Annotated in this window: 17 protein-coding genes, 1 tRNA gene and 3 pseudogenes; 11 read left to right on the top strand and 10 right to left on the bottom strand. The window is 52.8% G+C overall.

Features of this window, described 5'->3' with window-relative positions:
• Positions 1-107: 107 nt before the first annotated feature.
• Together ENGE1_RS29130 and ENGE1_RS29125 are read left to right on the top strand one after the other, a co-directional pair.
• Positions 108-1,685, top strand: a pseudogene (locus tag ENGE1_RS29130) ((2,3-dihydroxybenzoyl)adenylate synthase); the annotation flags it as partial.
• A gap of 60 nt (positions 1,686-1,745) precedes the next feature.
• The gene (locus ENGE1_RS29125; RefSeq protein WP_233425084.1) at positions 1,746-3,029 is read left to right on the top strand and encodes a salicylate synthase; all 1,284 of its coding nucleotides are present in this window, start codon (positions 1,746-1,748) and stop codon (positions 3,027-3,029) included.
• A gap of 42 nt (positions 3,030-3,071) precedes the next feature.
• On the opposite strand, the gene dksA is transcribed toward ENGE1_RS29125, so the two are convergent.
• Positions 3,072-3,491 (bottom strand): RNA polymerase-binding protein DksA, encoded by a 420-nt coding sequence (dksA, locus tag ENGE1_RS02390; protein ID WP_043083055.1) that lies wholly within the window; start codon positions 3,489-3,491, stop codon positions 3,072-3,074.
• Positions 3,492-3,598: 107 nt separating this feature from the next.
• Here dksA and ENGE1_RS02385 point away from each other — a divergent pair, with 107 nt between their 5' ends.
• Positions 3,599-3,838 (top strand): hypothetical protein, encoded by a 240-nt coding sequence (locus ENGE1_RS02385; protein ID WP_048252957.1) that lies wholly within the window; start codon positions 3,599-3,601, stop codon positions 3,836-3,838.
• A 2-nt stretch (positions 3,839-3,840) separates the two neighbouring features.
• Here the strand turns inward: ENGE1_RS02385 and ENGE1_RS02380 are convergent, their stop codons facing one another.
• Complete coding sequence (locus tag ENGE1_RS02380; RefSeq protein WP_048252805.1) at positions 3,841-5,028, bottom strand: CobW family GTP-binding protein; 1,188 nt, start codon at positions 5,026-5,028, stop codon at positions 3,841-3,843.
• Between the two features lie 42 nt (positions 5,029-5,070).
• Here ENGE1_RS02380 and ENGE1_RS29120 point away from each other — a divergent pair, with 42 nt between their 5' ends.
• Positions 5,071-5,715: a hypothetical protein gene (locus ENGE1_RS29120; protein ID WP_230682734.1), complete on the top strand. Its 645-nt coding sequence runs from the start codon at positions 5,071-5,073 to the stop codon at positions 5,713-5,715.
• Between the two features lie 104 nt (positions 5,716-5,819).
• Positions 5,820-7,274, top strand: coding sequence for an AMP nucleosidase (locus tag ENGE1_RS02370; RefSeq protein ID WP_048252803.1), 1,455 nt, complete (start codon positions 5,820-5,822; stop codon positions 7,272-7,274).
• A 37-nt stretch (positions 7,275-7,311) separates the two neighbouring features.
• On the opposite strand, the gene ENGE1_RS02365 is transcribed toward ENGE1_RS02370, so the two are convergent.
• A complete protein-coding gene (locus ENGE1_RS02365) occupies positions 7,312-7,791 on the bottom strand; it encodes a GNAT family N-acetyltransferase (RefSeq protein WP_048252802.1) in 480 nt (159 codons plus the stop codon).
• Positions 7,792-7,972: 181 nt separating this feature from the next.
• Here ENGE1_RS02365 and ENGE1_RS02360 point away from each other — a divergent pair, with 181 nt between their 5' ends.
• The 4 genes from ENGE1_RS02360 (at position 7,973) to ENGE1_RS28320 (ending at position 11,376) form a co-directional block, all read left to right on the top strand.
• On the top strand, positions 7,973-8,326 hold the full coding sequence (locus ENGE1_RS02360; RefSeq protein WP_048252801.1) for a type II toxin-antitoxin system RelE/ParE family toxin: 354 nt from the start codon (positions 7,973-7,975) through the stop codon (positions 8,324-8,326).
• Positions 8,327-8,329: 3 nt separating this feature from the next.
• Positions 8,330-8,641, top strand: a complete 312-nt coding sequence (locus ENGE1_RS02355; protein WP_048252800.1) for a helix-turn-helix domain-containing protein — start codon at positions 8,330-8,332, stop codon at positions 8,639-8,641.
• Between the two features lie 364 nt (positions 8,642-9,005).
• Positions 9,006-10,388 carry an ATP-binding protein gene (locus ENGE1_RS26620; protein ID WP_080964503.1) on the top strand — a complete coding sequence of 461 codons (1,383 nt, stop codon included), beginning with the start codon at positions 9,006-9,008 and terminating at the stop codon, positions 10,386-10,388.
• A 1-nt stretch (position 10,389) separates the two neighbouring features.
• On the top strand, positions 10,390-11,376 hold the full coding sequence (locus ENGE1_RS28320) for an O-methyltransferase (protein ID WP_307653628.1): 987 nt from the start codon (positions 10,390-10,392) through the stop codon (positions 11,374-11,376).
• Positions 11,377-11,455: 79 nt separating this feature from the next.
• Here the strand turns inward: ENGE1_RS28320 and ENGE1_RS26615 are convergent, their stop codons facing one another.
• The 7 genes and pseudogenes from ENGE1_RS26615 to ENGE1_RS02315 all read right to left on the bottom strand — a co-directional run bounded on the left by ENGE1_RS26615 (position 11,456) and on the right by ENGE1_RS02315 (position 19,421).
• Positions 11,456-13,210 carry an ATP-binding protein gene (locus ENGE1_RS26615; RefSeq protein WP_072062205.1) on the bottom strand — a complete coding sequence of 585 codons (1,755 nt, stop codon included), beginning with the start codon at positions 13,208-13,210 and terminating at the stop codon, positions 11,456-11,458.
• 1 nt (position 13,211) lies between these two features.
• Positions 13,212-14,363, bottom strand: a complete 1,152-nt coding sequence (locus ENGE1_RS26610) for a DNA cytosine methyltransferase (protein WP_072062206.1) — start codon at positions 14,361-14,363, stop codon at positions 13,212-13,214.
• Between the two features lie 235 nt (positions 14,364-14,598).
• Positions 14,599-15,330 (bottom strand): annotated as a pseudogene (locus ENGE1_RS27865) (IS1 family transposase).
• Between the two features lie 57 nt (positions 15,331-15,387).
• A pseudogene (locus ENGE1_RS02330) lies at positions 15,388-16,008 on the bottom strand (tyrosine-type recombinase/integrase); the annotation flags it as partial.
• 160 nt (positions 16,009-16,168) lie between these two features.
• Positions 16,169-16,244: transfer RNA gene (locus tag ENGE1_RS02325), tRNA-Asn, on the bottom strand.
• Between the two features lie 103 nt (positions 16,245-16,347).
• On the bottom strand, positions 16,348-17,736 hold the full coding sequence (locus tag ENGE1_RS02320; protein ID WP_048252796.1) for an APC family permease: 1,389 nt from the start codon (positions 17,734-17,736) through the stop codon (positions 16,348-16,350).
• A gap of 266 nt (positions 17,737-18,002) precedes the next feature.
• The gene (locus ENGE1_RS02315; RefSeq protein WP_045287871.1) at positions 18,003-19,421 is read right to left on the bottom strand and encodes a glutamine synthetase family protein; all 1,419 of its coding nucleotides are present in this window, start codon (positions 19,419-19,421) and stop codon (positions 18,003-18,005) included.
• A gap of 212 nt (positions 19,422-19,633) precedes the next feature.
• Between ENGE1_RS02315 and puuD the strand changes: the two genes are divergently transcribed.
• The gene (gene puuD / locus ENGE1_RS02310; RefSeq protein ID WP_048252956.1) at positions 19,634-20,398 is read left to right on the top strand and encodes a gamma-glutamyl-gamma-aminobutyrate hydrolase; all 765 of its coding nucleotides are present in this window, start codon (positions 19,634-19,636) and stop codon (positions 20,396-20,398) included.
• A gap of 25 nt (positions 20,399-20,423) precedes the next feature.
• Positions 20,424-20,981: an HTH-type transcriptional regulator PuuR gene (puuR, locus tag ENGE1_RS02305; protein ID WP_043083043.1), complete on the top strand. Its 558-nt coding sequence runs from the start codon at positions 20,424-20,426 to the stop codon at positions 20,979-20,981.
• Positions 20,982-21,103: the final 122 nt, after the last annotated feature.

Here is a 21,103-nt window from a genome sequence, read left to right as displayed (position 1 = left end):
TTATATCATTACAATAACAGTCATTGCCATTGATTATCATTCTCACAGCATCCGTCGTTAAACCGGGCGCCGGGGGATTTTTGACGCTATTGCCGAAGGAGACATCTATGCAACAACACCAGCAGGGCGCGTGGTGCGAGAGCGAACGCGCACGCTATCGCGCCAGGGGATACTGGGTGAATCAGCCGCTGGGCGAGCAGCTGCGCCAGTGGGCCAGCGCGCAGCCGCAGCGTATTGCGCTGGTGGCAGGGGCGCACCGTCTCAGCTATGCCGACCTCGACGCGCTGGCGGACAGACTGGCGGCGGGCTTTAGCGCCCGCGGTATTCGCGCCGGCGATAACGTGATGCTGCAGCTGCCCAATATGCCGGGACTGGTGGCCAGCCTGTTTGCGCTGTTTCGCCTCGGCGCCCGGCCGGTGCTGGCAATGCCGGGGCAAAAAGCGAGCGACATCGACGCCCTGTGCGCCGCAGCCCAGCCCAGGGCATGGCTCTATCCCGACCGCCATCCCGGCAATGATTATCAGGCGCTGGCGACAACGATCGCCGCGCGGCATCCGCAGGTACAGCGCTGGCAGATAACGACCGACGACCCGCTGATGGTTACGTACCAGCAGGCGGCACAGCACGCTACGCCGCCGCACGCCGAAGATGTCGCCCTGCTGCTGCTCTCCGGCGGCAGTACCGGCACGCCAAAGTTGATTCCGCGTACCCACGCCGACTATTACTACAATGCCCGCGAAATGGCGGCGATTTGCGGCCTGTCGGCGCAGAGCGTCTATCTGGCGACGCTTGCGGTAGCGCACAACTTTACCCTCAGTTGCCCGGGCGTACTGGGAACACTGCTTTCCGGCGGCAAAGTGGTGCTGGCGCTGACCTCAGGCTGCGATGAGGCTTTTGAATTGATTGCGCAGGAGAAAGTCACCTTTACCGCGCTGGTACCGCCGCTGGTCAACCTGTGGCTGGAGTGCCGGGAATGGGACGATAGCGATCTTTCAAGCCTTACGCTGATACAGGTGGGCGGCGCGCGGCTGGAGAGCGCCCTGGCAGCGAAGGTAAAGCCGGCGTTCGGCTGCCAGCTGCAGCAGGTATTCGGCATGGCGGAGGGGCTTATCTGCTGTACCCACCTCGACGACCCGGACGAGGTGATTCTGCACACCCAGGGCCGCCCCATCTCGCCCGCGGACCAGTTAAGGATTGTCGATAGCGACGATGCGCCCGTGGCCGACGGCGAGGCGGGGGAACTGCTGACCCGCGGCCCCTACACCATTCGCGGCTACTACCGCGCCGGGGCGCAGAATCAGCTGGCGTTTACGCCGGAGGGTTTTTACCGCTCCGGCGATATCGTGCGCCTGACGGCGGCGGGCAACCTGGTGGTCGAGGGCAGGCTCAAGGAGCTTATCAACCGCGCCGGGGAGAAGATTGCCTGCGCGGAGATTGAATCGCTGATTACCGCCTGCCCCGGCGTGTCGGCCTGCGTCGTGGTGGGCGTCGCCGATGCGCGGCTCGGGGAGCGGATCTGCGCCTGCCTGTCGGGGGACGGTACGATGTCGCTGGCCGATCTGCGCGGCACTCTGCTGGGCCGGGGGCTGAGCGCCCACAAGCTGCCGGACCAGCTGCTGATGGTGCCCCGCTGGCCGCTAACGGCGGTGGGCAAAATTGATAAGCGCCGGCTGGCGGCGCTGGCGCAGGAGGCCAGGGGGGCGCCGGGAGAATGTACGCTTCCCCTTGCCGCCCCGCCGCTGGACGTGGTGTGCCACCTGCTGGCGGATGAGAAGGCGAGCCATATTGCCTACGAGCAGCAGGGGCGCTGGCGGGTCGGCATCGGCAGCGCGGCCGAGGTCAGGGTCTACGCCGATCGGGCCGAACTGGCGCTGCCGGGGCAGCCGCCGCTGACGTGGCGCGGCGCGCGCTGGCGGGAGAATCTGCAGCAGGCGCTCGACGCCCTGCCGTTCAGCGACTGGCAGGCCTTCGGCTGCGGGCACTTCGAGCTGTCGGCGCTGACGTATCACCTTCCTTTCGCGCCGACGGCCGGGCCGCAGCTGACGCTGTTTATTCCGCGCTGGCAGCTGACCCTGACGGCGGACGGCGCAGCGCTGAAGGCGCACGATGCCGCTGAACTGCCGCTGCTGGAAGCCCGCCTGCGCGAGGCCGACCGCCCGGCGGCCGCTATCGGGGAAGATGAGGCCTGGCGGGAGCGGATTGCGCAGCGCATTCGCCAACAGGACGCGGACGGCTACCGGCAGCGGGTGGCAGCGGCGGTGGCGGAGATTGCGCGGGGCGAGTATCAGAAAGTGATCCTCTCCCGCCGCATCGAGGTGGATGACAACATTGATCTGCTCGCCAGCTTCCGCCTGGGGCGGCAGCACAATACGCCCGCCCGCGCCTTCGCGGTGCGGCTCGGGGAAGAGCAGTTTGTCGGCTTTAGTCCGGAAACAGTGGTGGAAGTTTCAGCCGGCGGCGCGGTCAGCACTCAGCCGCTGGCGGGCACCCGCGCTCTGACCGCCGACGAGGCGGAGAACCGGCGGCTGCGCGAGGTGCTGACCGGCGATACGAAAGAGATTGCCGAGCACGCGGTGTCGGTGAAGCTCGCCTTTGAGGAGCTGGCGCCGCTGTGCGAGGAGGGCTCAACCCGGGTGAGCGACTTTATGTCGGTGTCGCTGCGCGGCAGCGTGCAGCACCTGGCTTCGCGGGTGGAGGGACAGCTGCGCGCGGGCTGCAGCGTCTGGGACGCCTTTGCCGCCCTCTTCCCGGCGGTGACCGCCTCCGGCATTCCGAAGGCGCCGGCGATAGCGGCCATCCGCCGCCTGGAGCCGACGCCGCGCGGCGCCTACAGCGGCAGCGTGTTCTGGCTGAGCAGCAAGGGCGAGCTGGACGCGGCGCTGGTGCTGCGATCGCTCTATCGCCGGGACGGCGGCTATTCGCTGCAGGCGGGCGCGGGCATTATCGACCAGTCGCAGCCGGCGCGGGAGCTTGAGGAGACGATAGAGAAGCTTGAGAGCGTCAGCCGCTTTCTGGTGAGAGCGCGCTAGCGGCGTTCGGGCCGGCGCCCGGACGGGCGCCGGCCCTTCTGACTATTTACGGTAGTGGCCTTCTTTCTGCTCCTGCTTGAGCTTGGCGTCGATGCTCAGCTCCGCCGTCGGGCGCAGCATCAGGCGCTCCAGGCCGATGGGTTCCCCGGTTTCCATACAGTAGCCGTAGTCGCCGCTGCGCATGCGGTGCAGGGCGGCGTCGAACTTCGGCAGCAGCCGGCTTTCGCGGTCAATCTGGCGCAGCAGCATCCGCAGGTGCTCTTCGCGGGAGGCGATGTCGCCCTCGTCACCGGACTCGTTGGCGGGCTGCAGCTGATCCTTAAGCTCCTCAATATGCGCCAGCAGCCCGGCGCGCTCTTCCTCCAGCAGGCGGCGGAAAAACGCCTGCTGCGCTTCGTTCATATAGTCGTCCGGCGACATCGCCAGGACGGCCTTTTTCTCTTCTGCGGACACTTTTTTCATATTTTACTCGTTCACTATTCATCCCGATGGAGTAATGTTACGATATTACATACTCCATTATGAATATCATCTCCGTTGCTGATTGGCCTTTTGGCGAGGACTGCTCGATGAAACAACCACTCTCTTTGCTGATGCTTTCCCTGTTTGCGGTAAAAGCGCAGGCGTTTACCTCTAAAATCCCTTCTGAACCTGCGGGAAACAGCGACGTTGCCGCCAGGGCCAGCTACGCCTTCGCGACCTTTCATACGCTGGACGTGAAAAATGTGCAGCCGGGGCTGTGTAACGCGGTATCGGTGAACGGCTGCGACTGTCCGTTCTGTACGCAGCTGCGCAGCCTGGGGCGCTAGAATTACGCCTCGACTTTTGCCATGCGCACCGGCCACGGGTCCGGGAAGGTGCCGCCCGTTTCCCAGCGGCGGATCTCGGCTTCGGTGAGGAAGCACGTTTTCAACGCCGTGACGAAGCCGTCTACTTCGTCTTTTTGGCCGATCACCGTCAGGCGGCAGCGCCGGTCGCCGAAGCGCCCCGGCCACTGCCGTAGCATCTGCTGATGCAGCAGCGCGCGCTCTTCGACGGTCAGCCCGGAATCGCTGTGGGCCAGCACGCCGGCCTTCCAGAAGCTCACCACGTCGAGATTGATGCTGCCCGCCGCCTGATTCCACAGCAGGGCCAGATCGTCGCGGCCCGGTAGCCAGAAAAAACCTTTGCTGCGGTGGATGCCGGTGCCGAGAAAGCGGTGGCAGGTGTCCCACAGCCGCTGCGGATGGAACGGCCTGTCGTCCTCGATAACCCGCGATTCGATATCGTATGCACCCCCGGCGTCCAGCTCCGGCTCCAGCTCGTCGATGAGCCGCAGCACCCGGTGAAAGTCGTACTCCGCCATCGCGAGCAGATCCTCAAGCGCCAGGTTGCCCCTGGAAAGCGCCATCACCGCCACATAGGGATTGATCTGCTGCAGGCTCTGCGCCATCGCCTTCAGTTCAGCGGGCGTGAGGCGGTCGCTTTTGGTCAGCAGCAGGTGGCTGCAGAACAGCACCTGCTCGGCAAGCAGATTTTCCGTGCCCCTGCACTCCGCCCGCAGGTTCTGCTGCCAGCGCGCCAGCAGCGTTTCGCCGCCGCGGTAGTCGTCGCGCAGCATCACGCCGTCCACCAGATTAAGCAGGCCGCGCAGGCTGACCTGCGGGTGGCCGTGCAGATACTTCACCAGCGGCAGCGGATGGCTGCTGCCGCTGGTTTCCAGCAGGATATGCGCCGGGCGCCGGTGGACCAGCAGCTTATCCAGCGCGGCGTCCAGCCTGCGGATGCCGCCGGGGCTGCTGATGCTGTCGGCGGAAATGGTGACGAAGTTGTGCTGCGCCCGGCTGACGATCTCGGTATTGGCGATAAGCACGCCGTCAACGTCGAGGTCGCTCATGTCATTGACGATCACCGCCACGGCCAGCTGCTGCCTGTGGGCCTGGCCCAGCAGGCGCTTGAGCAGCGTGGTTTTCCCGGCGCCGAGAAAGCCGTTGAGGATGGTGATGGGGACTTTTGGCATGATTGACTCCGGCGCGAACGGGCAGGATTTTAACGGCTAATAATGTTATATTATAACAATACAGAATTCAACTCTTGTGCTGATTATGCAGTTCAGGGGCGGCCTGCCGGAAAATCCCTCCCGGCGAGTAAGGTTTCGCAAGAGAGTGCTGAACGAGTGTTCCCGTCACTATGTAACGGCAATGTTGACAGTGCTACCCTCATCAGTGAGGATCGACATTCACAGTTGAGGGGAGGAAATATGCGGGAAATGCTTAATATACTATTAACGGTGCTCCCGCTAATTTTATTACTGATATCGATAGAATGCTTACGCAGAAATATGCGCTATCCCAGGCGCATCGTGACTGAAAAAAATGGCATGAAAAAAATATCGTCAAATCCCTCTTTTTTTAAGAGAGCGGCGCATGAGGAATACTACTATGACGGCGATTTTCTTTATGAAATTAAGAATGGTGTAACTTATACCATCCCTTTATCGACGATAATACAAATTAAACCCACTTCGATAAAAGTAAATAACAGAAGGAAATGGTCTGTTTTATACCTACAGGCCGGGATTAAAAGAGAGGTTGAGTTTTTTCATAATCTCACTTTATTCAATCACAATTTTGTTGCTTTCGTGCAAGCCGTGCAGCGAATTAATCCTGACGCGATGGTTAAAAAACCATCGCTACTCAACATTTAGTCTTCGCCCCGTCATTCGTTAAACAAAACAATCTGTATCTTTTGTTTCACATTGCTGTGACATACTATGCAAAACAGCAGCGAAGCTGAGACAAGGAGCAGAGAATGAGCAACAAAAAGACCGGCCTGACGCCGGAGCAGGCGCTTGAGCAGCTGGAAACGCTGTATACCGCCGCCGTCGCCGCCCTGCGCGAGGCGATTGGCCGCTATATCGAAGAGGGGGCGCTGCCGGATGCGCAGGCCCGGGCCGCCGGGCTGTTTGTCTACCCTGCCCTGTCGGTTTCCTGGGACGGCGAGGCCCACAGCGCGCTGAAAACCCGGGCCTGGGGGCGCTTTACCCACGCGGGATGCTACACCACCACCGTCACCCAGCCGGCGCTGTTTGGCCGCTACCTGCGCGAGCAGCTGACCTCCCTGTATCAGGACTACGGCGCACACATCAGCGTCGCGCCATCGCAGCACGAAATTCCCTATCCGTACGTGATTGACGGCTCGGCCCTGACCCTGGACCGCTCGATGAGCGCCGGGCTGACCCGCCACTTCCCGACCACTGAGCTTGCGCAGATCGGCGATGAAACCGCCGACGGTCTGTTTCATCCGACCGAGTTCTATCCGCTGTCGCACTTCGATGCCCGGCGGGTGGACTTCTCTCTGGCCCGCCTGCGCCACTACACCGGCACGCCGGTGGAGCATTTTCAGCCCTTCGTGCTGTTCACCAACTACACCCGCTACGTGGACGAGTTTATCAGCTGGGGCTGCGGCCAGATCCTCGATCCGGACAGCCCCTACGTGGCCCTCTCCTGCGCGGGCGGCGCATTAATTACCGCCGACAGCGACGCGCCGGAGAAGGACATTTCCGATCTGGCGTGGAAAAAGCACCAGATGCCCGCCTGGCACCTGATCGATAAAGACGGCCGGGGCATAACGCTTATCAATATCGGCGTCGGTCCGGCCAACGCCAAAAACATCTGCGACCACCTGGCGGTGCTGCGTCCGGAAGCCTGGCTGATGATCGGCCACTGCGGCGGGCTGCGCGAAAGCCAGAGCATCGGCGACTACGTGCTGGCCCACGCTTATCTGCGCGACGACCACGTACTCGACGCGGTGCTGCCGCCGGATATCCCGATTCCCAGCATCGCCGAAGTGCAGCGCGCGCTGTACGACGCGACTAAGCTGGTGAGCGGGATGCCCGGCGAAGAGGTCAAGCAGCGGCTGCGCACCGGCACCGTGGTCACCACCGACGACCGCAACTGGGAGCTGCGCTACTCGGCGTCTTCGCTGCGCTTTAACCTCAGCCGGGCGGTGGCGATTGATATGGAGAGCGCCACCATCGCCGCCCAGGGCTACCGCTTCCGGGTGCCTTACGGCACGCTGCTGTGCGTGTCGGATAAGCCGCTGCACGGCGAGATCAAGCTGCCGGGCCAGGCCAACCGCTTCTACGAGGGGGCGATTTCCGAGCACCTGCAGATAGGCATTCGCGCCATCGACCTGCTGCGCGCCGAGGGCGATAAGCTGCACTCGCGCAAGCTGCGCACCTTCAACGAGCCGCCGTTCCGCTAGCGGCTCCGTGCCGGGCGCCCCTGGCGCCCGGCACGTCCTATTTCGCCGCGAACGCGCGCAGCGCCTCGCCGTCGAGCCGGTAGCGGACCCATTCGCTCTGCGGCAATGCGCCGGTGCTGAGGTAGAAATCAATCGCCGGCTGGTTCCAGTCGAGTACGCTCCACTCCAGGCGGCCGCAGCGCCGCTCCACCGCCGTCTTCGCGATGCACTGGATCAGCGCCTTCCCCGCCCCGTGCCCGCGAAATTCTGGTGAGACGTACAGATCTTCGATATAGAGACCGCTGCGGCCAAGCCAGGTTGAATAAGTGGTGAAGTACACCGCGTATCCCGCTACCCTGCCGTCAATCTCGCAGATCAGCGCCTCCGTTTTGCTGCCGGCGCCAAACAGCGTCTCTTCAATCTCCTGCGGCGTCGTGACGACTTCCTGCTCGGCCTTTTCATACACGGCCAGAGCCATAATCATCTCGTAAATTGCCGGGGCATCTGCCCGTCCGGCGCTGCGAATTACTGTGGTCATTTTTTCTCCTGTGCGAGGGGGTGCGCATTTAACAATGCAACCTCATTTGTAACACAACGCGCCGTGGAAGCGTGATTCCTTAACGGAAAAGTGACTTTTCTCTCCTCCCGGTGAATCGGGCATAGTCGGGATCTGGACAAACAGACTATAGCCTTTGACCTATAAATCAGGGAGTGATAGCGTGTGGAACATTCAGGTAACAGAAGCCTATAAGGCCTGGCACTTTAACCTTAACATCAGTAAAAGAGCGCGTGTCGTTGCGACAATCGCACTGCTGCAAAAAGAGGGACCCAATCTGGGTCGCCCCTATGCGGACACGATCAAGGAGTCGCGCTTTAGCCAAATGAAAGAGCTTAGAGTCCAGTGCATGGGCGATCCGGTTCGTATCTTTTTTGCATTTTCACCTGACCGTAGCGCGATTTTACTCTGCGCGGGCAGCAAGGCTGGCAACGAAAAGCGCTTTTATACCGAGATGATCGCAAGGGCAGACGACGAGTTTACTGAATACCTTAATCATTTTTATCAATCGAGGTAAATCATGACTATCACATTAGAGCAATTGCTGGCAGACGAAGACCCTCAGGTTCTCGCCGAAGCCGACGTCCTCTATCAGGAGCTGCTGCTGGAGTACAACCTGGCGAAGCTGCGTGAGATGGTCAATAAGACCCAGCAGGAGATGGCCGACAGTCTGGGCATTAAGCAGCCGACGCTTGCCGGCATGGAGAAAAAGGGCAACGACATCAAGCTCTCTTCCCTCAAGCGCTACGTAGAGGCGGCGGGCTGCCGGCTGAAGCTGGATATCGAGTTGCCGGACGGCACGCACTGCGCGTTTGAGCTTTCGGAACGCTAGAAAGCAAAAAGCCTGCTCGAAAGCAGGCTTTTTAAATATGGCTCCTCTGACTGGGATCGCCTTTACCAGTAACTGGCTAATAAATAAGCTAAACTAGAGTTTCCTTGCTGTCAAGACCGCCAAAATGACCACCAATAGATATGAGTTGCACAAAATCGGTTTGAGTTCTCAGTGGTTGGTGGTGATCATCCATATGGTGCCTACCGCATGGGAAGCGTAGTTCACCATTTGTTCTTTTAATCTTTATGAAAGTATGCTAGTTGTTAACCATTGAAATATTTGTGTAAAACTACGAATGATGGCAATCATTATCTTTGTTATCTAAAACTATCCTCTTTACATATGAGGAATTAATGGAAATTATATGGAACAGGTTGAACTAGTACCAGCAAAACGATTCTTTGTTGAGATGTTGACTCGCGACATTGAACTAGTGGATGCAATATTGGATTTGATTGATAATAGTCTTGATGGTGCCATGAGACTATTAAAAGGGAATAACACGGGAGAATCACCATATAAGGGCTTCAAAGTTGATATATCCTTCAGCCCTGAACATTTCAATATTACCGATAACTGCGGTGGCATTCCTAGAGATGTGGCAATAAAATCTGCATTTAGGATGGGACGGCATGATAATGATAGAGATAAGGATCTTCCCACTGTTGGCGTATATGGGATTGGAATGAAAAGAGCTATTTTTAAAATGGGGGAGGAATCGACTGTAGCTTGTAAGACTGACGATGGTAGTTATAAGGTTGAAATAACCAGTGCGTGGATGAAAGATGATACCAACTGGCATCTGCCTCTTAATGATACCGATGATAATAATAGATCAAATGGTACGATTATTAATGTGTCTGAAATCAGAGAAGGGGTGAGTTTACAATTCGGAAGCCAAGATTTCATTGATGATTTGCATAAGGTTATATCAACTCACTTTTCATATATAATAGCGAAAGGTCTAGAAATAAAAGTAAATGGTGCTTTGATTTCTCCTATAATTTCAATCACAAAATTTGCTAAAGATTTTTCCAATAAAAAAGATGGTATTGCTCCCTATATATATGAAAATACTATTGATGGGGTCAATGTTGATGTGGCAATTGGTTTTTATCGTTCATTAAGTACAGAAAAAGAAGAACAGGACGAACAGGATGGAAAATCTGTCAGTGAAAGGGCTGGCATCACCATTATATGTAATGATCGTGTTGTTCTTCACAATGATAAAAGCCATATTACTGGGTGGGGAGAAGCTGGTGTTCCCCGGTATCATACACAATTCATAGCAATATCTGGGGTTGTTGTATTCCAGTCTAATAATCCAGCAAAATTACCGCTAAAGACAACAAAAAGAGGTGTGGATAGCAGTACGCAAATATACTCTATCGTCAAAGAAAAAATTAGAGAAGGTATTAAAACATTTACTGATTTTACTAATCGATGGAAAAAGGCTTCTAAAGAAGATTTATCATTATATTTTCGAAGTGAGGAGACTCAGTCAGCACCTAGTGTAACTTTATCAGGAAGAGTTAAGTCTGACGAGTGGAAAAATGTTAGGCGGGATGGAGGGCGTGTATTTAAACCAAGTCTTCCAGCGCCAAAAGAAACTGATCCCGTTGAGAGAGTTATTTTTACAAAAAAGAAAAGTGAAATAATAGCTGTCTCTGAATACATATTCGAAGAAATTAGGCCTACCTCTCAGGTTGGTGAATATTGCTTTGACCAGATATTGAAAAAGGTGTGAAATGTCCACGGGAACTTCGATACCATACCATTTAAGGCCAAATAAGGCCGTTGAAAGAGGTCTGTTTATTCAAGCGTTAAGACGCATTAATAAATATGTTAATATCTCTGATTATCGATACATAGGTTTCGGTGGACCGTTCATGGAAGACTTTAAAATCTTACATCAAGAACTAAGAATATCGGATATGATATGTATAGAAAAAGATGAAAATACTCGCATAAGACAAAAATTTAATAAACCGTTGTCATGTATTGATTTTTATGAGAGAGCTTGTTCCTCTACTGATTTTGTTAATGCGCATGATTTTGATAGGCAATCTATTGTTTGGTTAGATTTTATTTCTTTCAATGATCTTAACAAGCAACTTTCTGATGTTGTTCGCTTAATCGGTAAATTATCACATGGGGATATATTCAAAGTGACTTTGAATGCTCACTCGCCAAACTTAGGTAAGCCTGAGGGAGATGATGATGTGATGGAGTATCGTTTAAATAGATTTAAAGAGTTAATTACTGAGGAATATGAGTCGCATGAACTTAATGCTGAGTTGATGCATGCTAAGCAATTTCCATATGCTGTTTTGGCATCTCTTAAAAGAGCGATATCAAAAGGTATGGCATCAGCTGTAGATTTACAAGTTGTACCAATTAATGCTTTTGTATATGAGGATGGTCAGAAGATGCTTACTGCAATGGGCATTGTTTTGGAAAAAGATCAGATTGCAGAGTTTAATGAGAAAACGTCTATTTCATCATGGGCTTATTATTCGGAAAGGTGGGAACAAATAAAAAATATTAGTCTTCCTGCTCTTTCTTCTAGAGAGCGCCTTTTGGTAGAGCAAATGTTACCTGGCAGCAATTATGACGAAATCAGGGAAACGTTGGGTTTTTATCCCGCGGAAAAGGAGGCGTTAGCAAAGGAACAAATGGAAAATTTTATCAGCTATTACAGAACTTTTCCATGGTTTGGAAAATTTACTCTCTAAAAAATATATTATTAAAAAATGGCCGGCATTATACTCCGGCCCATGATGATTCAACACCTTATTTAGATAAGCCAATGAATTACTTTAATAAGGTGTTTTTTAATTCAGGTGTATTATCTATATCTACTATAATTTTCCAACACGCTGAGAGAAATGGCTCTAAATCATCCCAATATCTATTAATAAGAGTTTTATCGATATTAAAATCAACAGAATGAACCAAGGACTGTATGTTGTTAATTGAAAGAATAGGTTCATCTACAGTACGCCCATATCTTTCAATTAATAATCTGACACTGTCAGTAATGTAGTTATTTTTATTTAATCTTAAAGCTAGATACGTAGTGTTTTTTGCAAGAGAATTATTGTTCCAATTAGAACCCAGACATTTCATTGTCTCTTTCGCTGTTGTTTCAAGAAACACTCGGAGCATTACAACGCAACTTATAGGGTTTTCATATGAGTTGAGTTGGCAAATTTCACAAAATATGTGGTATTCTTTATTTCTGTACGTGGGTACGACAACCGTATTTCTTTCCCAATCAACAAAAATATCTCTGTTTCTTGGGAGGTCTAAAATTGGCCGTGATTTGGGAGGAGTGGATACTCTGGTTATATTTTTATTTTTTTTCGTTGTTTCTTTAATGCCTGTTTCACTGATGGGTTGAGCACTAACTGGTTTATCAGTTGATTTTTTATGAGAGATAGAACTATCTTTTTTATTATTAGATGAATAGCGTTGTTTTATGGCTGACCTATAGTTATCTGCAATAGGTTGAATTCTGTCTCTGACGGCTAAAAATAAGGGACTGTCAGTCCTTAGAGCTGTTTTAGCTGTATTCCATGGGAGTAATGCAGCATTTTTAGATACAAATTTTACCCAACAAACATAACCATTATATTCCGAGTGCCACTTTGTACGCCATCCATGGGTTCTTTCTGTACTAGCCGAAACTATTACACGATCATTACAAGCAAAGTAAATACCAAAAAAGTCTGTCAGTTTTCTGTTCTTAGATAAATCATGGTCACTTTCACCTGGAAACCTGTAGTCAAAATGAATACCGGTTTCAATAATTACCTCAATGCCATCAAATTTTATTACTTCTCTTGTTGGAGGAAATTTGCATTCTGTTCTCAGATTAGGAGCAATGCCTTCAATTTGCTTTCTTATCCCATTCTTTGCATGATGAAGTATGATCTTGAATCCTTTATGTATATATAATGCATATCTCAGAGAAAACTCCCTGACTGCATTTTCAAACCATCTGGGATTGTGTAAGTCGTTCTGTATTTCGCGTTTTAAATTAGATACATTAAATAAAGATTTCTTTTTCCCCTTAGTTGGGAATACATTGGCGAATACTTTATCCTTAACTCCACCTCCGATTCCTTTATTATTAAATCGCGATTTAAACTCTTCTTTTCCATTATCAACAGAAAATGAAAAATCGGTACCCATTTTTAATAATGAGCGTTTTAATCCTATACCATATAAACCTATACCATATTCATGCGTTGATGGCTTGTTTGTGTAAAGAGCTCGGTTAGTTAGAGTCTCTCTGTCAATACCTGAACAATTGTCTAACACACGAATGCTATTGTCATCTATACGAATGCAAACAAAAAAAGCTGAGTAATCCGTTGGTAAATTATCTTTTCCTCTGGTAGATTCAGAGTCTATTAGCCAGTCTCTTGCAGCATCTATTGAGTTATCAACTAAATCAAAAATGGCTTCGAGAGTAGTAACATCTTTTGTTAGAGCTTCCTCAAGAAAAGTAGAGCTAACACCTGTATCAATTGATATACGCTCAATAATTGAATTTCCCGGCATATTAACCAACCTTTTTATTCTTAGTGTCTTTTTCTTTCAAAGCTTCAAATAGTACTCCCATTATATGCTTTGACATAATTGGAGAGACACTATTTCCTATCATTCTGAAACTGTGCCACTTTGCTTGGTGAAATATAAACCAATCAGGAAATCCTTGCAGGCGAGCAGCCTCTCTTACAGTTATAACTCGCCCTTCCTGAGGGTGGAGTGGACGAACTGCTTGATGACTACCTTTATCTGCACCGGTGCCCGCTCTCAATGTCGGACATAAACCATCCCAAGTTAACCTCTTTGATTTACTAATAGGATCGCTTGTGCCAGGTGCTGTCGAAGAATAGCGTTCTTTAACTTTTAAAGAATGAATGGTATTGAAAAAACCACTTACTTGTCCTGCTTTAAATTTATCCAATGCAAGTTTACAGCCAAGCCCAGATGATGGCATTTTTCGCATTTCTTTAGCATAAGTTGATAATTCAAAATTAGTTCTATAACCAGACCACCCATAGTCAAGAGCATCATCACTTTTAGCTTTTGATATTGGGGAGCAAAGGTCATAAATGGCATCTCTAACACAGGTTTTTTTAATGTTTCTTGGTGCAAAAGTACTTTGGGTTAATAATAAATCAAGGTCCTCATCCACAAAGCCAATTACTACTACTCTTTTTCGTTTAGTAGGTGCACCGAAATCTGAAGCATCAAGTATCATAGGTTCTAAAACTTTATAATTTCTATCTAAAGTTTTAAGTGCTGATTTTAGTTCGTAAACATTCTTACTATCCATTAGACCTTCTACATTCTCCATTACAAAAAATTTAGGCCTAATAATATTAATAGTTCTAAAAAAATGACGTAGTAGAGAACGCCTTGGGTCATTGGCGTCTGAATGTCCCATGCGGGAATAACCTTGGCATGGTGGGCCACCGATGATTCCATCAACTTCGCGGTCACCAATTATTTGAGACCACTCTGCTTTTCTCATTGTAGAGATGTCTGCGTTGATAAGTTGTGTTTTAGGGAAATTTAGGCCGTACGCAGATTGCAAGGTTGAATCTATGTCAATCGCTGCGATCACATTGAAACCAGCCAGTTTTGCACCAAGGCCAAATCCACCACATCCACTAAAAAGGTCAATTACATTAGGGGCTTTGTGCATAAAAATCCTATATAATACAATATCTTATTCTTTATATCGTGTTGTTGAAAGAAAAAACGTGCTTCTTTTTCATTTTAACAATTCGAACGTTAAACTTAAATATATACTGAATCCGCACAGTTATCCATTCAAAGATACTGAATAAAAACAAGTTGTTAAGGCCCGTTGTTCGAGCAATCATCAGCATCAATATTAGCAATTCAGTTCTCTGCTTTAGAAATTTTTTGTAGCCCCGCTACCTTGACCTCACCTCTGTTGGGTAGTGCATCCAATTAGTAGAACATGTGTTTTTAGATAAACGCTCCGATCACTTTTTCGTGGATCTCAACTGAGCGTGAGAAGCAGATTGTTTTACGAGCCAGGCGCTTAATGCGGGTGCGGAGCGTCAGGTTATTACGCTCAATGCGTTGGGTGAATATTTTGCCGGTCAGATGTTTATCCTTTGGCACCTCCCGGCCATAGCTGCCCCAGTCGTCGCTGGTGATCATGCCGATGTTGAATGGTGTAAGCAGTGCCAGTAGCTCTCAGCAGGTTTCATCGGTTCGGGGACCAAAAGTGTAGGCCAGTACACCGCCTGTTTTGGTGTTGTACGCGTACCAGAGCCAGTGCAGCCGGCCTTTACTGCCAACGAAACTCCATTGCTCATCGAGTTCGCAAATAAGCGCCACATCAACATGGGCAACAGGCGAAGACGTTATTCGCTTTGGCGCGAGTTTTTTAAAGTCCGGATGACGGTGTTAATGCCAATTTTCAGTGTCCTGGCGGTATCGCGAACCCCGGCGCCATTGAAGGCCATTTCAGTGATCTGCTCTTTAATACCCGGCTTACGTGCTTCATAAGCATAAGTGAGCTGAAACACACGGTGGCAGTCACGGCAGCGAAATCTGTCATGGCCTTTAGGATTCTGACCATGGCGGTAAACCTGAGCAGACTGACAACGGGGACAATGAACGTTAACGCTGGCCATTAGATAACCTCAAAAGCCCGTATTATACCTCAAATTCAACTAATTAGAGACATCACCCTCCAACGGAAGGGCAGGATAGTGGCGTTTAACGGGCGGGGCGATTATACCGTCCAGATTGGCCGCCGGATTATGCTCTATCAACTCCTGATGCACGGCATGACACATGATGTTGCACATATGCTGCCGAGTGCGTGCCGCTACTTCTAGCAAACCTTTTTTTTCAATTCCTTTCAGCAGGTCGATGAAATGGCGGGTTTTCAGTTCTGTGACTGGCAGGTGTCCAATTATCGGGAAGATATGATTGTTCATGCTGGCAAGCAGACGGGCGGCATGGTTCTCTGACCATGATCTGTTGCTTTTATGCCAGTTCAACGCGACACACTTGAAGGTTTCTCCCGGTAAGACAGTGGCTCTTTCAGTGGAGCGCTGTTGTGCTGGGTTGATATTCTGCACCAGCAATTTACGAATGCCGTCACGCTGCTGACGAGCATCAGCCAGAGAAACATCAGGATAGGCACCTAAGCCGAGGCGGGATTCTTTTCTATTGATGCGATATTTGAAATACCAAAGACGTGAACCGCTAGGATTGACTAAAAGGTACAGACCATGAGAGTCGGAAACTTTGAAGGGTTTTGCGGATGGTTTTAAGTTGCGGATTCTTGAGTCGTTAAGATACATTGGGGGTCACTCCGTCATCAAACCAACTTGACCCCAAATCTGACCACCAAATTCTCCCGATGCGGAGAGTAAACTGAAAATGCATTGGGAAGACTTTTCACGCTAACTTATTGAATCTGAATCACATAAGGATTCACGAAGCGGCATGAAAACAAGAATATGGCTCCTCTGACTGGACTCGAACCAGTGACATACGGATTAACAGTCCGCCGTTCTACCGACTGAACTACAGAGGAATCGTGTGAACGGGGCGCATATTATCGGTGCGCCCCTGCCTTGTCAAAGGCTGTTTGCGGATTTTAAATCGTTTGCCGATTTCTTCTCCACTGTGGGCAAAAATCACTCCCAGGCCTGCTCCGCTTTGCTGCCGTCGAACACCGGCGGCGGCTGGCGGAAGCGGCGGGTGAGGTAGCCAAGATAGAGCAGTCCGGCGGCGGCCCATACCAGGCCAAGGGTCAGGGAGGTGGCCTCCAGGTTAACCCACAGCACGGCAACGGTGGCGGCGCCTGTCCACGGCAGGATCAGGTAGTGCAGCTTGTCCTTCCAGGTTTTATTGCGCCCTTCCCGCCGCCAGAAGTGGTTGAACACCGACAGGTTGACGAAAGTAAAGGCCACCAGCGCGCCGAAGTTGATCAGCGCCGTGGCGGTGACCAGGTCGAAAAACAGCGCCGACATCGCCACGATCCCCACCATGATGACGTTGAGCGCCGGGGTGCGCCACTTCGGATGCACGTAGCCGAAGTACTTCTCCGGGAAGACGTTGTCGCGGCCCATCACGTACAGCAGGCGCGACACGCTGGCGTGGGATGCCAGGCCCGAGGCCAGCGTGTTGACGAAGGTGGTGCAGAGGAAAATTGACTGGAACAGCTTGCCGCCGACGTAGAGCGCGATCTCCGGCAGCGCCGCGTCCGGGTCCTTGAAGCGGCTGATGTCGGGGAAAAAGAGCTGCATAAAGAAGGAGGCGACGATAAAGATGATCCCGCCGTACAGCGCGGTGAGGAAAATCGCTTTCGGAATGGTGCGGGCGGCGTCCGGCGTCTCTTCCGACAGGGTGGTCACGGCGTCGAAGCCGAGAAACGAGAAGCAGACGATGGTGGCGCCGGTGATGATCGGGATCAGGTGCGCGTTTTCGCTGACGAACGGCCGCAGCGACCAGATGGTGCCGACGCCCTCTCCGCTGTGCAGCCCCTGCACCACCAGGAAAATGAACACCGCGATGATTGCCACCTGAACTAGCACGAAGAGGGCGTTGAAGTTCGCCACCAGGTTCACGCTCTTGAGGTTAGCGGCAGTGAGGATGCCGACGAACATCACCACCCACACCCAGGGTGCAACGCCGGGAAACAGCGCGGTGAGGTAGATTTTCGCCAGCAGGACGTTAATCATCGGCAGGAACAGATAGTCGAGCAGCGACGACCAGCCGACCATAAAGCCGATATGGGGGTTGATCGCCTTCTGGGCGTAGGTGTAGGCGGAACCCGCCTGCGGAAACTGGCGCACCAGCTTGCCGTAGCTGATGGCGGTAAACAGCACCCCGGCCAGCGCCAGCAGGTACGAGGCGGGAACGTGGCCGTTGCTGACGCCCGAGACGATGCCGAAGGTATCAAAAACGGTCATCGGCGTGAGGTAGGCAAGGCCCATGACTACCACCTGCCACAGCTTGAGGGATTTACGCAGTTGGGCCTTTTCTACCGGGGCCGCGCTATTGCCGGAAAAATTAGCCGCCATACGCCATCCCCCCCACGCAAATACCGATTTGCGGTGAACGCGTCGCCGCTGCAAACCTGCTTAGCCTGGGGGTAGATCGTAGTCGGGGAGTGTCCATTCGCACCGCGACGCGGGCGGGTCCGTCGTTGTCGATACGGCAGCAGCTCGCGCCTTCGCCGCGGGGGTAGTTGACCATCTGCATCATCACATTTCCTCGCCACATTGTATTATCGGTTCACCGGAAATTCGCTGCAGCCCGGCGGCGCACGACCGCCGGACCTGACGCATTATGCGTTTTTCAGCATCCACTCAATTTCAGTGTCCGTGATCAGTCGTTCAAACTGCACCAGCTCGTCATGCTTGCAGGCATGATAAACGTGGCAAAAGCGCGCGCCCAGCAGCGCGCGCAGGCTTTCGTTTTCCGCAAACTCCCACAGGGCGTCGCTCTGGCGGATAGGGAAAGGTACGCCCTCCTGCTCCAGTCCGTTGCCCTCAACCTCCTCCTGCAGCGGCAGATCGTTATCCAGCCCGTGCAGAATACCCGCCAGGATCGCCGCCATCACCAGATAGGGGTTGGCGTCCGCACCGGCCACCCGGTACTCAACCCGGTGGCTGTCGCGGTCGCCGCAGGGAATGCGCAGCGCCACGGTGCGGTTGTTGTGCCCCCAGGAAGCCTGGGTCGGGACGTACATGCCGGGCTGGAAGCGGCGGTATGAGTTTACGTTAGGCGCTAACAGTGCCATAGAGGCCGGCATCAGGTCTATCATTCCCGCAAGGGCGCGATGCAGAGTGGCTGAATCTTCGCCACTGTCGTCGGCGAGGACGTTTTTACCGTGCCTGTCGAGAATGCTGATGTGAATGTGCATCCCGCTGCCGGCGTGCTCCTCGTAGGGCTTGGCCATAAAGGTGGCGTGCATCTTGTGCTTCTCGGCAACGGTGCGCACCAGCCGCTTGAGCGCCAGCGCGTCGTCGCAGGCGTCAAGCACGTTGTCGGTGTGGTGGAGGTTAATTTCGAACTGGCCGGGCGAGGCTTCGGCTACCGCGCCGTCGGCGGGGATCAGCTGCAGGCGCGCCAGATCGTCAATATCGGTCAGCACGTCGGCGAAATGGTTGAGGTTGTCCACCGAGTAAACCTGGCTTTGGGTGTTGCGGTTATCGGTGCCCGGCGCGCAGGGCGGCTGGAGGTAGCCTTCGGCGTCGCGCTGCCGGTCAAGTAAATAGAACTCCAGCTCTACCGCTACTACCGGGAACAGCCCGCGCTGGCGCAGCTGCTGCCAGAGTCGGTTAAGGACGTTCCGCGGCTCAGCGTCAAAGGGAGCGCCATCTTCGTCAAGCATGGTGAGCTGGACCTGGGCAATCTGCTCCGGGTCGCTGGCCGACGGCGTCAGGGTTCCCGCCACCGGCACGCAGACCCGATCCGGCTCACCCAGCTCCTGGCCGAGCCCCGCCTCCTCCACTACGTTGCCAAGAATATCCATCGCAAAGACCGAGGCCGGGAAGTAGCAGCCCTTCTCTATTTTGCGCAGACCGTTCACCGGAATGCGCTTGCCGCGAAAACATCCGTTCAGGTCGGTCAGCAGGACATCGACATACTGGGTGTCCGGGTAGCGCTCAAGATAGTTCGCCACCTCGCGCGCAAATGCGCTACTTCGCCTCTCTTCCGGGAACTGCACAAAATTCGCAATATCGATTGTTTGGGTTTCCATGATTCACCGCCGTTGGTTTAGGTCACGGTGGCTCGCGCCAGCCGTTAAATATAATTTCCACTTTTCGACAATGGCGGCAGTTTAAATGTTTGTCAAATGTTAAATGTTATTTGCAAAGGCGTTATCACACTGCTAGATTGAGAAAATATTGAACGTTAAGCAGCAGTATTAATGCGATTGGCAATAATTTAGTCCATTCTGTGAGGTCGATCATGGGCAATATATTTGACAAACCACTTATTGGTGTTGTGATGTGCAGGAACAGGCTTAAGGGTCATCAGACCCAGACCCTGCAAGAAAAGTACCTGAATGCCGTGCTTACCGCCGGCGGCTTACCGATTGCCCTGCCCCACGCGCTGGCAGAGCCCGACCTTCTTAATGCCCTACTGCCGAAGCTCGACGGTATTTTTCTGCCGGGCAGCCCCAGTAACGTGCAGCCGCACCTGTATGGTGAAAACGGCGATGAGCCTGACGCCGATCCCGGGCGTGATGAACTGAGCCTGGCGCTGATTGCCGCCGGGATCGAAAGGCGCATCCCCATTTTCGCCATTTGCCGGGGCTTACAAGAACTTGTTGTCGCCACCGGCGGGACTCTGTATCGTCGCCTGTGCGATTGCCCCGAGCTGCTGGAACATCGTGAAGATCCTGAGCTACCGGTGGCGGAGCAGTATGCGCCGTCGCACGAGGTTCAGGTCCAGCAGGGGGGCGTGATTTCGCAGCTAATACCGGGATGCAACACGTTCTGGGTCAATTCTTTGCACGGTCAGGGAGCGAAAACGCTGGGGCCCGGGCTGCGGGTTGAAGCGCGGGCGCAGGATGGTCTGGTGGAAGCGGTCAGCGTCCGCGATCATCCGTTCGCCCTCGGCGTGCAGTGGCACCCGGAATGGAACAGTAGCGAATACGCCCTGTCGCGTTTGTTGCTTGAAGGTTTTATCACCGCCTGTCGGAGCTATCGTGCTGAGAAGCAACAGCTCTGACCACTACTGTTAAGGAAATGCCAATATGAGCGATGACGGCCTGGCGCCGGGTAAACGTCTGTCAGCGATCCGCCAGAATCTGGGTCTTTCACAGCGACGCGCCGCCGAACTGTCTGGTTTAACGCATAGCGCCATCAGCACCATAGAACAGGACAAGGTGAGTCCTGCCATCAGTACGCTGCAGAAGCTGCTAAAGGTCTACGGGCTGTCGCTCTCCGAGTTCTTCGCGGACCCGGAAAAACCTGATGAACCGCAGGTGGTTATCAATCAGGAAGACCTGATTGAGATGGGGAGTCAGGGTGTTTCAATGAAGCTGGTACACAATGGAAATCCGAACCGTACGCTGGCGATGATCTTTGAGACCTACCAGCCGGGCACAACCACCGGCGAGCGGATCAAGCACCAGGGTGAGGAGATAGGCACGATACTGGAAGGTGAGGTAGTGCTGACAATGAACGGTCAGACATATCACCTCGTTGCGGGGCAGAGCTATGCCATCAACACCGGCATACCGCACAGCTTCAGCAACACCTCGGCAGGTATCTGCCGCATTATCAGCGCCCACACGCCCACCACGTTCTGATTTTCCTCTGGCCTGAGCGTCTCAGGCCATTTTACACCGCGATTTTTTTCTGGATTGATTTCCCGGGGCTTTTTGCATCCTGATAAAAGCGAAATCATACGTTATCTCGTTGAAATAAAAGG

This window comes from Pluralibacter gergoviae ATCC 33028 = NBRC 105706 (assembly GCF_001598855.1).
In the GTDB taxonomy this organism is placed as follows: Bacteria; Pseudomonadota; Gammaproteobacteria; order Enterobacterales; family Enterobacteriaceae; genus Pluralibacter; species Pluralibacter gergoviae.
The sequence above is the reverse complement of the archived record's forward strand: the minus strand, read 5'-3'. Positions and strand labels throughout refer to the sequence as shown.

Excerpts from the sequence above, each read along its gene's own strand:
- dksA (WP_043083055.1), bottom strand. The coding sequence starts at position 3,491 with ATGAAAAAAGTGTCCGCAGAAGAGAAAAAGGCCGTCCTGGCGATGTCG.
- ENGE1_RS02385 (WP_048252957.1), top strand. The coding sequence starts at position 3,599 with ATGAAACAACCACTCTCTTTGCTGATGCTTTCCCTGTTTGCGGTAAAA.
- ENGE1_RS02380 (WP_048252805.1), bottom strand. The coding sequence starts at position 5,028 with ATGCCAAAAGTCCCCATCACCATCCTCAACGGCTTTCTCGGCGCCGGG.
- ENGE1_RS29120 (WP_230682734.1), top strand. The coding sequence starts at position 5,071 with ATGTTATATTATAACAATACAGAATTCAACTCTTGTGCTGATTATGCA.
- ENGE1_RS02370 (WP_048252803.1), top strand. The coding sequence starts at position 5,820 with ATGAGCAACAAAAAGACCGGCCTGACGCCGGAGCAGGCGCTTGAGCAG.
- ENGE1_RS02365 (WP_048252802.1), bottom strand. The coding sequence starts at position 7,791 with ATGACCACAGTAATTCGCAGCGCCGGACGGGCAGATGCCCCGGCAATT.
- ENGE1_RS02355 (WP_048252800.1), top strand. The coding sequence starts at position 8,330 with ATGACTATCACATTAGAGCAATTGCTGGCAGACGAAGACCCTCAGGTT.
- ENGE1_RS26620 (WP_080964503.1), top strand. The coding sequence starts at position 9,006 with ATGGAACAGGTTGAACTAGTACCAGCAAAACGATTCTTTGTTGAGATG.
- ENGE1_RS28320 (WP_307653628.1), top strand. The coding sequence starts at position 10,390 with ATGTCCACGGGAACTTCGATACCATACCATTTAAGGCCAAATAAGGCC.
- ENGE1_RS26615 (WP_072062205.1), bottom strand. The coding sequence starts at position 13,210 with ATGCCGGGAAATTCAATTATTGAGCGTATATCAATTGATACAGGTGTT.
- ENGE1_RS26610 (WP_072062206.1), bottom strand. The coding sequence starts at position 14,363 with ATGCACAAAGCCCCTAATGTAATTGACCTTTTTAGTGGATGTGGTGGA.
- ENGE1_RS02320 (WP_048252796.1), bottom strand. The coding sequence starts at position 17,736 with ATGGCGGCTAATTTTTCCGGCAATAGCGCGGCCCCGGTAGAAAAGGCC.
- ENGE1_RS02315 (WP_045287871.1), bottom strand. The coding sequence starts at position 19,421 with ATGGAAACCCAAACAATCGATATTGCGAATTTTGTGCAGTTCCCGGAA.
- puuD (WP_048252956.1), top strand. The coding sequence starts at position 19,634 with ATGGGCAATATATTTGACAAACCACTTATTGGTGTTGTGATGTGCAGG.
- puuR (WP_043083043.1), top strand. The coding sequence starts at position 20,424 with ATGAGCGATGACGGCCTGGCGCCGGGTAAACGTCTGTCAGCGATCCGC.